Annotated in this window: 12 protein-coding genes; 7 read left to right on the top strand and 5 right to left on the bottom strand. The window is 63.6% G+C overall.

Annotated features, from left to right (window positions below):
- Positions 1 to 330 precede the first annotated feature (330 nt).
- Positions 331 to 1,593, bottom strand: a complete 1,263-nt coding sequence (locus tag ACK543_RS01115) for a DEAD/DEAH box helicase (protein ID WP_409941042.1) — start codon at positions 1,591 to 1,593, stop codon at positions 331 to 333.
- Between the two features lie 292 nt (positions 1,594 to 1,885).
- On the opposite strand from ACK543_RS01115, the gene ACK543_RS01110 reads away from it, so the two are divergent.
- Together ACK543_RS01110 and ACK543_RS01105 are read left to right on the top strand one after the other, a co-directional pair.
- Entirely contained in the window at positions 1,886 to 2,353 is a 468-nt protein-coding gene (locus ACK543_RS01110) for a DUF2721 domain-containing protein (RefSeq protein ID WP_409941041.1), read from the top strand.
- Positions 2,350 to 2,712 carry a translation initiation factor Sui1 gene (locus ACK543_RS01105; protein ID WP_409941040.1) on the top strand — a complete coding sequence of 121 codons (363 nt, stop codon included), beginning with the start codon at positions 2,350 to 2,352 and terminating at the stop codon, positions 2,710 to 2,712. Before ACK543_RS01110 ends, ACK543_RS01105 begins: the two co-directional genes overlap by 4 nt.
- Before the next feature lie 432 nt (positions 2,713 to 3,144).
- Here the strand turns inward: ACK543_RS01105 and ACK543_RS01100 are convergent, their stop codons facing one another.
- Entirely contained in the window at positions 3,145 to 4,221 is a 1,077-nt protein-coding gene (locus ACK543_RS01100) for a branched-chain amino acid ABC transporter permease (protein ID WP_409941043.1), read from the bottom strand.
- Positions 4,218 to 4,769 (bottom strand): GNAT family N-acetyltransferase, encoded by a 552-nt coding sequence (locus ACK543_RS01095; protein ID WP_409941039.1) that lies wholly within the window; start codon positions 4,767 to 4,769, stop codon positions 4,218 to 4,220. Before ACK543_RS01095 ends, ACK543_RS01100 begins: the two co-directional genes overlap by 4 nt.
- A gap of 126 nt (positions 4,770 to 4,895) precedes the next feature.
- On the opposite strand from ACK543_RS01095, the gene ACK543_RS01090 reads away from it, so the two are divergent.
- Entirely contained in the window at positions 4,896 to 5,789 is an 894-nt protein-coding gene (locus ACK543_RS01090) for a LysR family transcriptional regulator (RefSeq protein WP_409941038.1), read from the top strand.
- A gap of 37 nt (positions 5,790 to 5,826) precedes the next feature.
- On the top strand, positions 5,827 to 6,000 hold the full coding sequence (locus tag ACK543_RS01085; protein WP_409941037.1) for a LiaI-LiaF-like domain-containing protein: 174 nt from the start codon (positions 5,827 to 5,829) through the stop codon (positions 5,998 to 6,000).
- Between the two features lie 99 nt (positions 6,001 to 6,099).
- Here the strand turns inward: ACK543_RS01085 and serB are convergent, their stop codons facing one another.
- On the bottom strand, positions 6,100 to 6,813 hold the full coding sequence (gene serB / locus ACK543_RS01080; RefSeq protein WP_409941036.1) for a phosphoserine phosphatase SerB: 714 nt from the start codon (positions 6,811 to 6,813) through the stop codon (positions 6,100 to 6,102).
- Positions 6,814 to 7,052: 239 nt separating this feature from the next.
- Between serB and ACK543_RS01075 the strand changes: the two genes are divergently transcribed.
- Complete coding sequence (locus ACK543_RS01075) at positions 7,053 to 7,271, top strand: hypothetical protein (protein ID WP_409941035.1); 219 nt, start codon at positions 7,053 to 7,055, stop codon at positions 7,269 to 7,271.
- Positions 7,272 to 7,497: 226 nt separating this feature from the next.
- On the opposite strand, the gene mfd is transcribed toward ACK543_RS01075, so the two are convergent.
- Positions 7,498 to 10,974, bottom strand: a complete 3,477-nt coding sequence (mfd, locus tag ACK543_RS01070) for a transcription-repair coupling factor (RefSeq protein ID WP_409941034.1) — start codon at positions 10,972 to 10,974, stop codon at positions 7,498 to 7,500.
- Positions 10,975 to 11,235: 261 nt separating this feature from the next.
- On the opposite strand from mfd, the gene ACK543_RS01065 reads away from it, so the two are divergent.
- Complete coding sequence (locus tag ACK543_RS01065; protein WP_409941033.1) at positions 11,236 to 12,072, top strand: 2-C-methyl-D-erythritol 4-phosphate cytidylyltransferase; 837 nt, start codon at positions 11,236 to 11,238, stop codon at positions 12,070 to 12,072.
- A 64-nt stretch (positions 12,073 to 12,136) separates the two neighbouring features.
- The gene (gene ispF, locus ACK543_RS01060) at positions 12,137 to 12,616 is read left to right on the top strand and encodes a 2-C-methyl-D-erythritol 2,4-cyclodiphosphate synthase (RefSeq protein WP_409941032.1); all 480 of its coding nucleotides are present in this window, start codon (positions 12,137 to 12,139) and stop codon (positions 12,614 to 12,616) included.
- Positions 12,617 to 13,139: the final 523 nt, after the last annotated feature.

The following is a 13,139-nucleotide window of genomic DNA, read 5'->3' as shown; positions in this document are numbered from 1 at the left end:
AACCTATTGAGTCGGCATCAACCAACTTGAATGCGTTGATGCGGTTCGAAGCTCTGCGCAAGGCTTCGACAGGCTCAGCCCGAACGGCTGGTTCAAGTTCAAAGGTGCCGACTCAATAAAAACGGCAGTTGGATGCATTTGCCGGCGCTGCTGTTGGGGTGCCAGGCAAGGCGCGACGACGCGGCAGGCTCGTGCCTGCAAGGAGGAGCAACACCGCATGGCGCTCCAAAAGCGGCGCTGGCAAGTGCATAGCGCTATCACCCCAACGGTGAGGCTGCATCAATCGCCTTGTGACCTGTCCCGATCCGCACCCGCGCATCCTCGCGAGGGTTACGCAGAGCTTCCCTGGCGCCGGGCGGCTTCGCTGGCGCGCAGCTGGTCTTTCTTGCTGGGTCGCTTGCCCTTGATGCCGCCAGTGCCCTGCGGATCTTTGGATGAAGGGGGCGCGGGGGCCTCGGTGGGCTCAAAGCCTGCGATCTGCTCGCGCGCAAGGGTGAGGTGCTGGCGTTTTTCGATCAGGCGGAAATGCGCCTCGGAATCGGCGGTCACAAAGCTCACGGCCACGCCGCTTTGGCAGGCGCGGCCGGTGCGTCCGATGCGGTGCACGTAGTCCACGGCCGAGCGGGGCAGGTCGTAGTTGACCACGGCAGGCAATTGCGCGATGTCGATGCCGCGCGCGGCCAGGTCGGTGGTCACCACCACCTGCCAGCGCTCGTCCTTGAACTCTTGCAGCACCTGTGTGCGTGCGCTCTGGCTCAGGCCGCCATGAAAGGGCGAAGCAAAGATCCCCGCCTTGTAGAGTTTTTCAGCCACATGCTCGGCCGCGTACTGCGTGGCCACAAATACCAGCACGCGGGACCAGTCGTGCTCCCTGATCAGGTGGCGCAGCAACTGGGTGCGTCGGCTGGCGTCCACCGCAATGGCGCGTTGTTCGATGGCCGGCACGTTATCGGGCGTGTGGGGTACTTCTACGCGCACCGGGTGGTTTAGCAGGCCATCGGCCAGCGCCTGCACTGCGGGAGGGAAGGTGGCTGAGAAAAACAGGTTTTGCCGCTGGGCGGGCAGCAGGGCCAGCACGCGTTGCAGCTCCTCGGCAAAGCCCAGGTCCAGCAGGCGGTCGGCCTCGTCCAGCACCAGGTGCGCGACGGCACCCAGCCGCAGGGCGTTGTGCTGCACCAGGTCCAGCAAACGCCCAGGGGTGGCCACCACGATGTCTGCGCCGCCGCGCAGACCCATCATCTGCGGGTTGATGGACACCCCGCCAAAGAGGATCGCCACCTTCAGAGGCCGCTGCAGATGCTGGCCCAGGCTGCGCAGAACCTCGCCCACCTGGGCAGCCAGTTCGCGCGTAGGCACCAGCACCACGGCCCGCACACGCCTGGGCCCACCGGTGGCGCTCAGCAAGAGCTGCTGCAGCAGTGGCAGCGCAAAGGCAGCCGTTTTGCCAGAACCCGTCTGCGCCGCGCCGAGCAAGTCTGCACCCGCAAGGATGGCCGGAATGGCTTGTGCCTGAATCGGCGTCGGCGACGCGAAACCGGCCTGACGGGCGGCGTGGACCAGGGCGGGGGACAGACCGAGGGCGGCAAAAGGCATGGGCAGGGCGCGTACGGCGCGTCAATCAATTCGGGGCAGGCCAGGCGGGCAAGCCGCTTATTGAGTCGGCATCAACCAACTTGAATGCGTTGATGCGGTTCGAAGCTCTGCGCAAGGCTTCGACAGGCTCAGCCCGAACGGCTGGTTCAAGTTCAAAGGTGCCGACTCAATAGGATGCCATTGTCGCTGCCCTTGGCCGCTAAAGACCGGCGGGGCCCCCATGCGGGCAGCACGCGCAGATAATTGTGGCCTTCCTTCACTGCGACTTCTGGCCCGGCCAGGCACCCTCACCATGGCGCTCAACTTTGATTCCTCGGTCATTACCCACGGCATCCAGCTGGCCGTGGCGCCCGTGTTCCTGCTCACGGCCGTTTCGGGGATGATTGGTGCGGTGGCTGGCCGCCTGGCGCGCATCATCGACCGGGCCCGCGTGGTGGAGGACCATGCCCGCTCGCTCTCCGACCGCGACATGTTGGCCCGCGCCTACCGCGAGCTTGGCGATCTGCAAATGCGCGGGCGGCTTGCCAATGGCTGCATTGGCCTGCTCACCTTGTGCGCATTTCTCATCGGTCTCACCATCATCCTGCTGTTCCTGGGCGAGACGGCGGGCCTGCCGTCCAACCGGTTCGCCGTGGGGGGCTTTCTGGCCGGCGTGGTGTCGTTCTTGCTGGCGCTGCTGTGCTTCATGACCGAGACACTACTGGCCACCCGCCTGCTCAATTTCCGCTTGCTTCAGACCGCAGCCGGGGGCTCGCGATGAAGTCCCTGGCCGATCTGGGCGCACTGGTTTACTCAACCGAGGCGGGCCGTATGTGCCCTGGTTGCCGCCAGCCGGTGGCGCAATGCACGTGCAAACAGGCCAAGCCGCTGCCTGCCGGGGACGGTACCGTGCGCGTGTCGCGCGAGACCAAGGGCCGCGGCGGCAAGGCCGTCACGCTGGTCAAGGGGGTTGCGCTGGATGAAGCCGCCCTGGAGCAACTGGGCAAGCAGCTCAAGACGGCCTGCGGCAGCGGCGGCACGGTGAAGGACGGCGTGATCGAAGTGCAGGGTGACCACGTAGAACGCGTGATGGCTGCGCTGCAAAAGCTGGGCCACAAGGTCAAGCGCGCCGGTGGTTGAGGGGGGGGATGGATGTTGGGAAGCCTCATCGGCTGGTGATCGCCCAGATTCCCCATGGGAAGCGTGGGGCAAGTGCTTGCGCTGATCCATGCGAACTGCCCTCATGGTTGGGAGGAATTTCTGGGGCTGTGGCGCGGTGCCGGCCCTACAGATATCTGAATCTAAAAACGGCAGTTGGATGCATTTGCCAGCGCTGCTTTTGGGGCGCCAGGCAAGGCGCGACGACGCGGCAGGCTCGTGCCTGCAAGGAGGAGCAACACCGCATGGCGCTCCAAAAGCGGTGCTGGCAAGTGCATAGGGCTGTCACCCCAAAGGTGAGGCTGCGAAAACAACCCAAGGCGCGATTCCGTGCGGCGTGCGGGACGAAAACAAGCGGTCAACTGCCGTTTTTAGGCTGATGCTTCATTGGCCAGCCCGATCCAGAGCCACGGATCATCGTCTCTGCCTGTACCTGTCGGGGGCGGGCCATAGCCCGCTGGAGCGCCAAAGCATGGTGATGATCATCGCCAGCGCAACGAGTAGGGGGCGCATCACGCCGGCGTCCAACTGGCCATCTGTGATGATTTGCAATGGACCGACCAGGTAGCGCAGCATCTCCGGTAGAGCGGCTAGAAGAACGGCACCCAAAACCACGCCTGGGATATGGCCCATGCCGCCGAACACCACCATCGCAACGATAAGCACTGATTCATTCAGGCTGAAAGCCTCGGGGGAAACAAACCCCTGGAACGATGCAAACATGGCGCCAGTGACCCCACCAAAACTTGCGCCGACGCCGAAGGCTAGCAGTTTGAGATTGCGAGTGTTGATACCCATGGAGCGCGCCGCAGTCTCGTCGTCACGGATGGCCATCCATGCACGGCCAATACGTGAATCTTGAAGGCGATGGCATATCAGTACAGTGATCATCACCAGGAACAGGAAAAGGTAGTAGTAGAGGGTGACGGTAGCGATTTCGTAGCCTGCCACCCTGAAGGGTTTGCCAAAGTCCACGCCCAGCACGCGCACCGGTTCTATCATTCCCAGTCCTTGGGCACCATGGGTGATGTTGATGGGGTGGCCCATGTTGACGATGAGAAGACGCACGATCTCGCCAAAACCCAGTGTGACCACCGCCAGATAGTCACCGCGCAGCCGCAGGGTGGGGGCGCCCAGCAACATCCCCAGTATGGCTGCCGCTGCTGCCGCCAGCGGAATGGTCACCCACCACGGAGCGCGCAGCCCTTGCGGGAACAGTGCTGCAATACCCGCAAAATGGTCGGTCAGGTGTGGCGAGGTCAGTAGCGCAAACAGGTAGGCGCCCAGGGCGTAAAAAGCGACGTAACCTAAGTCCAGTAATCCCGCATAGCCCACCACAACATTCAGGCCCAGTGCCAGCATCACGTAAAGCAAGCTGGTGTCGGCAACGCGCACCCAGTGGTGGCCAAAGCCTTGCAGCACCAGTGGCAGTAATACCAATAGAGTGGTCAGACCCATAAGCCTGACATGTCGGGTAAGAGTGGGAGTCATGGGCTGGTCTGCGAGATAACAAGTTGCATAAAGCGCCATTGGCCATGCAGTGCTGCGGGCACTTCGCTACCCTCGTACGCCGCACATTCTGTAAAGCCATAGGCTTCGTACAGTCGGTGTGCGGTCTGCATGAACAAAGCTGTGTCTAAGCAGATAACCGTAAAGCCCCAGCGGCTGGCGTCTGTGAGCAGTCCTCGCAGAGCGTAAGCCCCGATCTGCTTGCCTTGATAAGCAGGGCGCACGTACATCCGCTTGATTTCGGCGGTGTTGCCACCCAGGCGGCGTAAACCGCACATGCCAGCGGCCTTGCCATCCACCTCAATCAGATACAGCACGTTGCCCAGTGGTTCCGTGGCGCAAAGCGTCTGAACGATATCTACGTAGCCTTCAGGCTGCGGCATGCCAGTACCCTGATCAGCCGGCGCAGGGGAGTACGGTGTCATGTGGCCGCGCACCCAAGCCAGGTACTCGGCCTGAATTTCCTGCAACGAATCGCGGATGTTGCACGGACTTTTGGCGTCCGCGCGAATCAATAGAGGGGTGGGCATGCCTTGGCTATTTCGTGGAGTTGTTGAAGGCTAAACTTGCCTGAATCTTTGAAAAACTAGCTGTTAATCCTTTCATTACGGAATGAAAAGATCGAATCGGCGGTAATCGACCGGGTGAAGGTGCGGATGAACAAACTCAGCGGAATGTTTGCATTTGTCAAGACGGCGGAGCTTGGCAGTTTCGTTGCGGCAGGAAGGACACTGGCGATTTCCGCATCTGCCGTTGGCAAGGGTGTAGCCCGGCTGGAGCAGGAGGTGGGGGTGCGACTCTTTCAGCGAAGTACCCGACGCCTTCAGCTCACAACCGAAGGTCAGTTGTTTTACGAGCGCTGTAGACGCATCCTGGATGACCTGGATGATGCGCAAGCCATGCTGTCCCTTTCGCAGGAGGCCCCCCGCGGGAGGTTGCGTGTGAGTGCCCCCATCGTGGCCCACCACTTTCTGATGCCCTTGTTGCCTGATTTTCTTGCGCGTCATCCGGAGGTTGAGCTGGATATCAATTTCACCGATCGCGCGGTTGATCTGATCGACGAAGGCATTGATGTGGCCCTTCGAAGCGGCGACCTCCGAGATTCCCGCCTTGTCTCGCGGCCGTTGCAAAAATTTCGACTGTTGCTGTGCGCTGCCCCAGCCTACTTGACGCGCCACGGCATACCTGGGGTTCTGAGCGATTTGGAGCGGCACGCCTGTGTCCGTTTTCGCCATCCGGACTCAGGCAAGTTGCTCGACTGGCCGTGGCATGAAGGCATGGTCGTTACGGAGCCACGCTTGCGCACGGTGCTGGCCTGTAACCACATTGAGGGCGTGCTGGGCGCTACGCTAAGGGGGCTTGGCATCGCTTGCATGCCCGACTTTCTGGTACGCGACGCGCTGGCTGGCGGACGACTGGTCAGCGTGCTGGAGCCGTTCTTGGAGCCTGGCCGTCAGTTCAGGGCGCTGTGGGCCTCCAGCAGGCATTTGTCGCCCAAGGTGCGTCTGTTTGTGGACCACCTGGGGGCGGGGCTTTCCGGCTCGTCATAATCGCGCCACCACCTACAACCACATCGAGGGAGTGCTTATGAGAGGCCACGTTGCCGCGTTTGTTCTGATCGCTCTGGGTGTCTTTTTTCTGCTGACCAATCTTGGACTCATCAGCATCAGTCTGCGCGAGCTGCTGCGTGTGTGGTGGCCGGTGGGCCTCATTGCGGTGGGCCTGGCTTTGTTTTTTACGCCGGGCGGCAAGAAGAAGTAGCACCCAGCATGGGCTGCGCCAGAGCGTGAGCCTTGCGCCGGGGTGGGGCGTGTTCACATCACGTGCATCTGGCAGCGGGACAAAAAGCCCGCTGCCGCTTTAGCGCAGTACTTCCAGAAGCCGGTCCAGCCCGCCCTCGTTGATGGCCAGATGGGCCTGCGCGCGCACGGCAGGCTTGGCATGGTAGGCCACCGACAGGCCTGCCGCATGCATCATGGGCAGGTCGTTGGCGCCATCGCCCACGGCAATGGCCTGCGATGGCGAAATACCCATCAGCGAGGCCACTTCGAGCAGCGTGCGGCGCTTTTCGGCACCGTCGCAGATGTCGCCCCACGGCTGGTCCACCATGCGGCCGGTCAGGTGGCCGTTGTCGATCTCCAGCACGTTCGAGCGGGCCAGGTCGATACCCAGGCCCGCCTTCACGCGCTCTGAAAAAAAGGTAAAGCCGCCGGAGACCAGCAGCGTGGTCAGGCCTGCGGCCTTGGCGGCGGTGATCAACTCCCGCGCGCCGGGGTTAAAGCGCAGGCGCTCGTTGAAGACCTGCTCCATGTGCGCCACCGACACGCCCTTGAGCAGCGCCACGCGCTGGCGCAGGCTTTCTTTGTAGTCGGCGATCAGGCCCTGCATGGCGGCCTCGGTGATGGCGGCTACCTCGGCCTTGCGGCCGGCAGCGTCGGCGATTTCGTCCACGCACTCGATGTTGATGAGGGTGGAGTCCATATCAAAAGCGATGAGCTTGTAGCTCGACAGGGACAGGGGTGGCTCGATGCCCTGGATCACAAGGCCGGGGGCGAATTCGGTGGCGAGGGTCATGGCGCTGGGGCAACGGCAAATTTTTGATGGCACAGCCCGCAATGGTAAAGCCCACGCCGTTGTCCCCGCCGCAGTGCGGCCGAACGCTATGCTGGTGGGCAGGCTCCGATGGTGGCAGGTGCCGGCAGCGGCGTCATCGTCCATCCGTGGCGCAGCGGCGTGCCAGATGGCTTGCAGGTGCGGTAGCCTTGGGGCATTGCGCCAGATGGCCGACCCGACACAGCCCCGATTGACTACCGATGAAAACCATTGACGAAATGTTGCACCTGGAGTTGCTGACCCCCGAGCAGCATGGCGAGATCAGCGCATGGATCGAACGCTCTTCGTCGCCCGATGAGATCCTGCAGATGCCAGCCCCTTTGTGGCGTGCCGTGGAGCGGGCCAGCGAGGTGATGGGCATCAGCAATGATTTTCTGCGCCCCCCGGCCCTGGACGCGGGCCTTGACGGCAGGGGTTGATTCCGCAGGCGGCCCTGCGATGCGTTGGCAGTGCCGTCATGCCCCGCTGCGAGAGGGCAGCACGCAAGCCCCTGTATCGATCCTCCCCCGGTGGCAACCCACGCCCTGCGATCGAGGACGGTTGCACTGCCACAGCGCTCGGATAATGCAGGTTGTTTGCTATCAAATAAATAGCTGCTAAGCCATTCGCATCAAGCGCGGGTGGGGTAAATCATCGCATTCAAAATCATGCGGCCACCAGCGGTTGGCCCAGGCTGCGCAGCACGTCGCGCACCAGTTGGGCGCGGTCCTTGGGCTCTTTGAGGTCGCGCTCGATGCGCAGCTTCTCGTTGCCTGCCAGCTTGATGTGCTTGTTCTTCTGAATCAGCTCGATGATGCGCATGGGGTCGATTGGAGGCTGCGGCCTGAAGGTGATGTTGATGACACCCGGAGCGGCATCCACCTTCACCACGCCATAGGGCTGGCTCAGCACGCGCAGGCGGTGCACGTCGATCAGCGTTTGCGCCTGCTGCGGCAGCTTGCCGAAGCGGTCGACGATTTCTTCGAGCAGGCCGTCGATCTGGTCGGGCGTCTTGGCGGTGGCCAGCTTCTTGTAGAACGACAGGCGCAGGTGCACGTCGCCACAGTAGTCGTTGGGCAGCAGGGCCGGGGCGTGCAGGTTGATGTCGGTGGTGACGGACAGGGGCGACAGCAGATCGGGCTCCTTGCCCGCCTTGAGCGCCTTGACAGCCTCGCTCAGCATCTCGTTGTAAAGCTGAAAGCCCACCTCCAGCATGTTGCCGCTCTGGTTGTCGCCCAGCACCTCGCCCGCGCCGCGAATTTCCAGATCGTGCATGGCCAGGTAAAAGCCACTGCCCAGCTCTTCCATGGCCTGGATGGCATCGAGCCGCTGCTGGGCCTGTTTGGTCAGGCCTTCAATGTCGGGCACCATCAGGTAGGCATAGGCCTGGTGGTGGCTGCGGCCCACGCGGCCGCGCAACTGATGCAGCTGGGCCAGGCCGAACTTGTCGGCGCGGCTCATGATGATGGTGTTGGCGGTGGGCACATCGATACCGGTCTCGATGATGGTCGAGCACAGCAAGATGTTGTAGCGCTGGGCCACAAAGTCGCGCATCACGCGCTCCAGATCGCGCTCCGGCATCTGGCCGTGGGCTACGGCGATGCGCGCCTCCGGCAGGATTTCTTCGAGTTTTTGGCGGCGGTTCTCGATGGTCTCGACCTCGTTGTGCAAAAAGTAGCACTGGCCACCCCGCTTCAATTCACGCAGCACCGCCTCGCGGATCACACCCGTGCCTTCGTTGCGCACAAAGGTCTTGATCGCCAGACGCCGCTGCGGCGCGGTGGCGATGACGGAGAGGTCGCGCAGGCCTTCGAGCGCCATGCCCAGGGTGCGCGGGATGGGCGTGGCCGTCAGCGTCAGCACGTCCACCTCGGCGCGCAGCTGCTTCATCTGCTCCTTGTGGCGCACGCCAAAGCGATGCTCCTCGTCGATGATGAGCAGGCCCAGGTTGTGGAACCTGGTGGATTCGGAGAGCAGCTTGTGCGTGCCCACCACGATGTCCACGGTGCCGTCGCCAATGCCCTTGATGGCCGCGGTGATCTCCTTGCCCGAGCGAAAGCGCGAGACCTCGGCAATCTTCACCGGCCACTTGGAAAAGCGGTCCACCAGGGTTTGGTAATGCTGTTCGGCCAGCAGGGTGGTGGGCGCCAAAAACGCCACCTGCTTGCCGCCCGTCACTGCCACAAATGCTGCGCGCAGCGCGACCTCGGTCTTGCCAAAACCCACGTCGCCGCAGACCAGCCGGTCCATCGGGCGAGGGCTGATCATGTCCTGGATCACCGCGTGGATGGCCGCGTTCTGGTCGGCCGTTTCTTCAAAGCCGAAGTCGTTGGCAAAGGCCTCGTAGTCCTGTGGGCTGTAGCGGAAGGCATGGCCCTGGCGCGCAGCCCGCCGGGCATAGATGTTGAGCAGTTCGGCGGCGCTGTCGCGGACCTGCTCGGCCGCCTTGCGCTTGGCCTTTTCCCACTGGCCGCTGCCCAGCTTGTGCAGGGGGGCTTCGTCGGCAGAAACGCCCGTGTAGCGGCTGATGAGCTGCAGCTGGCTCACCGGCACGTACAGCACGGCTTTGTCGGCGTATTCGAGGTGCAAAAACTCCTGCATGGCGGGCGTGCCGTCGGGGTTTTTGTTGCCCACATCCATGTTCACCAGGCCCCGGTAGCGGCCGATGCCGTGCGCGCTGTGCACCACGGGGTCGCCCACGTTCAGCTCGGCCAGGTCCTTGATCAGCGCCTCGACATCGCTCACCTGTTCCTGCTTCTTGCGGCGGCGCGTGGTGGGGCCCGCGGCAAACAGTTCCGTCTCGGTGATGAAGTCGATGCCGCCTTCGATCCAGCCAAAACCCACGGTCAGCCCGGCGGTGGCAATGCCCAGTTTTTCCTCCGCATGGGCCTGAAACTCGGCCAGCGAATCAAATGCGGGCGGGTTGAGCTGCGAGGCGCGCAAAAAGTCGAGCAGGCTCTCGCGTCGGCCGTCGCTCTCGGCCAGCAGCAGCACGCGCTGCTGCGAGTGGTGCAGGTGCGTGTGCAGGCGGGCCAGCGGGTCTTGGGCACCGCGCACGACCGAGAGGTCGCCCAGTTTCTGGAAATGCGGGTTGTCATCCACATCCGCCACGCCGGGGCGCAGCGAAAGCTGTGGGTGGTGGTTGGCGCGGGTATAGAACTGGTCGCTGGACAGGAACAGCGCTTCGGGCGGCAGCGCGGGCCGCTCAGGGTCGCCCTGCACCAGGCGGAAGCGGTCTTTGGTGTCTTGCCAAAATCGCTGAAATGCGGGCTCCAGGTCGCCGTGCAGAACCACCGTGGCCTCTGCGCCCAGGTAGTCAAACACCGTGGCGGTTTCGTCGAAGAACAGCGGCAGGTAGTACTCGATACCCGCCGTGGCCACGCCAGCGCCCATGTCTTTGTAGATGCGGCTCTTGGTGGGGTCGCCTTCCAGCATCTCGCGCCAGCGGCTGCGGAATTTGGCACGCGCATCGTCGTCCATCGGGAACTCGCGGCCGGGCAGCAGGCGCACCTCGGGCACGGGGTACAGGCTGCGCTGGGTGTCGGGGTCAAAGGTGCGGATGGAGTCAATCTCGTCATCGAACAGGTCCACCCGGTAGGGCACCGGCGAGCCCATGGGGAACAGGTCGATCAGCCCGCCGCGCACGGTGTACTCGCCCGGGCTTACCACCTGCGATACATGCGAGTAGCCGGCCAGCGTGAGCTGGGCCTTGAACTTGGCTTCGTCCAGCTTTTGCTTGACCTTGAATTGGAAGGTGTAGCCCGCCAGGAAGGACGGCGGTGCCAGCCGGTAGAGCGCCGTGGTGGCGGGCACGATGACCACATCCGCCCCGGTGTCCTTGTCCTTTTGGCTGATGCGCCAGAGAGTGGCCAGGCGCTCGCTGATCAGGTCCTGGTGGGGAGAGAAGGTGTCATACGGCAGGGTTTCCCAGTCCGGAAACAGCGCGCAACGCAGCGCGGGCGCAAAAAACGCCATCTCGTCGATGAGGCGCTGCGCATCGGTGGCATCGGCCGTGACGATGGCGGTGGTGCGGCCTGCGGCCTTGTCACGCTCAGCCAGGCGGGCCAGCAGCAGCGAATCTGCGCTACCCACGGGGCGAGGAAGGGTGAAGCGTTTTCCGGGGTAGAGTTTGGGCAGTTCCATGCGGACGGTATCGTCAGAGGGCGTGAATGAATCCAGCGTGCCAGAGCACATTGCCAAAACGCTTGCAATCCCGGGGCCACCTGCAGCCATCGCTCGGGCGGTGGCAGGCATGGGCAACGACGAGCGCGAGTGTTCTGGCGGGGCGATCGGGCATGTGGGGTTGGGTCACACCTTCTCATTGAGCCCGCCGAATCTGCTGTGGCGCAAGGCGCGCGCAGGGCAGATGGCGAGGGCAGCGGCAGATTTTAGAATGAGCGACCCATGACTGCTTCCTTGCTGCAAACCACCCCGGCGCCGCTGTCGGCTCAAGGCCGCTTCTGGGCCCTGGTGCCCTGTGCCGGGACGGGGTCGCGCGCCTTGTCGGAGCCGCTGTCCGCAGGGCTGCCTGCGCCTTTGCCCAAGCAGTATCAGCCCGTGGCCGGCGTGCCGATGGTGCTGCACACGCTGGCAGCCTTTGCCGGTGTGGGGCGGCTGCTGGGCACGCTGGTGGCGGTAGCGCCCGGCGACCGGTTTCTGGATGCCCATGCGCACCCTGCCTGGTTTTGCGTCGAATGCGGCGGCGCAACCCGCGCCGACACCGTGCTGGGCGGCCTGCGCGCCTTGGTGGGCCGCGGGGCGCAGCCCGATGACTGGGTGCTGGTGCACGATGCGGCGCGCTGCCTGGTGACCACCGCGCAGATCGACACGCTCATGGATCAATGTGCCGGTGATGCCGTCGGCGGGCTGTTGGCGCACAAGCTGGCCGATACCCTCAAGACCTCGACCAGCGGGCCCGGCGGGGTGCGTGTGGCGTCCACGGTGGACCGCAGCGACAAATGGCTGGCGCAGACGCCGCAGATGTTCCGCCTTGGCCCCCTCATGGAGGCGATGGGCAAGGCGGGCTCCAGTGTGACCGACGAGGCCAGCGCGATGGAGGCCATGGGCCTGCACCCGCGGCTGGTGCCCGGTGGGGCGCAGAACTTCAAGGTAACTTACTCGGATGATTTCGCGCTGGCATCGGCCGTGCTTGCCGCCCGCTCGCACGGCACCACACTGGAGCGCTTTGGTGGCGAACGCGGCCATGCTGGCGACGCCACGCAGCGCAAGGCGCATTTCTGAGCGCAAGGCGACCCCTCTACACAAGGCCCGCCTGGCGTGCCACAACTGCTAAAGGCAACAACCCATGAATTTCAGGATCGGTGAAGGCTGGGATGTGCATGCCCTGGTGCCCGGCCGCCGGCTGGTGATAGGGGGCGTGGAGATTCCCCATTCCAGCGGGCTGCTCGGCCATTCGGATGCTGATGTGCTGCTGCATGCCATCACCGATGCGCTGCTGGGTGCGGCCGGGCTGGGCGATATCGGGCGGCATTTTCCCGACACCGATGCTGCGTTTCGCGGGGCTGATTCCGCAGTGCTGCTGGCCGAGGCCGCCCGGCGAGTGCGCGATGCTGGCTTTCAGATTGCCAACATCGACAGCACGGTGGTGGCGCAGGCACCGCGCCTGGCCCGCCACATCGCGGACATGTGCGCCGTGATTGCCCGGGCCACAGGCGTGGCCGTGACGCAGGTCAATGTCAAGGCGAAAACAGCCGAGCGGCTGGGGCCGGTGGGCCAGGGTCTGGCCATGGAGGCACGCGCCGTGGCGCTGGTGTATGCCATCTAAACCTAAAAACGGCAGTTGACCGCTTGTCATCTTGCCGTACACCGCGTGGATTCGGGCCTTGCGTTGTTTTCGCAGCCTCACCTTTGGGGTGACAGCGCTATGCTTGTCATCTTGCCGCACACCGCATGGACTCGAGCCTTGGGTTGTTTTTTGCAGCCTCACCTTTGGGGTGACAGCGCTATGCACTTGCCAGCACCGCTTTTGGAGCGCTATGCGGTGTTGCTTCTCCTTGCAGGCACGAGCCTGCCGCGTCGTCGCGCCTTGCCTGGCGCCCCAAAAGCAGGGCTGGCACATGCTTCCCACTGCCGTTTTCAGGTTCAACCTAAAAACGGCAGTTGACCGCTTGTCATCTTGGCGCACACCGCATGGACTCGAGCCTTGGGTTGTTTTTGCAGCCTCACCTTTCGGGTGACAGCGCTATGCACTTGCCAGCACCGCTTTTGGAGCGCCATGCGGTGTTGCTTCTCCTTGCAGGCACGAGCCTGCCGCGTCGTCGCGCCTTGCCTGGCGCCCCAACAGCAGC

This window comes from Acidovorax sp. (assembly GCF_046341535.1).
GTDB lineage: Bacteria > Pseudomonadota > Gammaproteobacteria > Burkholderiales > Burkholderiaceae_C > Acidovorax.
This window is presented reverse-complemented; position numbering and strand designations above follow the sequence as displayed.

Coding starts and splice junctions, on each gene's coding strand:
- ACK543_RS01115 (WP_409941042.1), bottom strand. CDS start 1,593: ATGCCTTTTGCCGCCCTCGGTCTGTCCCCCGCCCTGGTCCACGCCGCC.
- ACK543_RS01110 (WP_409941041.1), top strand. CDS start 1,886: ATGGCGCTCAACTTTGATTCCTCGGTCATTACCCACGGCATCCAGCTG.
- ACK543_RS01105 (WP_409941040.1), top strand. CDS start 2,350: ATGAAGTCCCTGGCCGATCTGGGCGCACTGGTTTACTCAACCGAGGCG.
- ACK543_RS01100 (WP_409941043.1), bottom strand. CDS start 4,221: ATGACTCCCACTCTTACCCGACATGTCAGGCTTATGGGTCTGACCACT.
- ACK543_RS01095 (WP_409941039.1), bottom strand. CDS start 4,769: ATGCCCACCCCTCTATTGATTCGCGCGGACGCCAAAAGTCCGTGCAAC.
- ACK543_RS01090 (WP_409941038.1), top strand. CDS start 4,896: ATGAACAAACTCAGCGGAATGTTTGCATTTGTCAAGACGGCGGAGCTT.
- ACK543_RS01085 (WP_409941037.1), top strand. CDS start 5,827: ATGAGAGGCCACGTTGCCGCGTTTGTTCTGATCGCTCTGGGTGTCTTT.
- serB (WP_409941036.1), bottom strand. CDS start 6,813: ATGACCCTCGCCACCGAATTCGCCCCCGGCCTTGTGATCCAGGGCATC.
- ACK543_RS01075 (WP_409941035.1), top strand. CDS start 7,053: ATGAAAACCATTGACGAAATGTTGCACCTGGAGTTGCTGACCCCCGAG.
- mfd (WP_409941034.1), bottom strand. CDS start 10,974: ATGGAACTGCCCAAACTCTACCCCGGAAAACGCTTCACCCTTCCTCGC.
- ACK543_RS01065 (WP_409941033.1), top strand. CDS start 11,236: ATGACTGCTTCCTTGCTGCAAACCACCCCGGCGCCGCTGTCGGCTCAA.
- ispF (WP_409941032.1), top strand. CDS start 12,137: ATGAATTTCAGGATCGGTGAAGGCTGGGATGTGCATGCCCTGGTGCCC.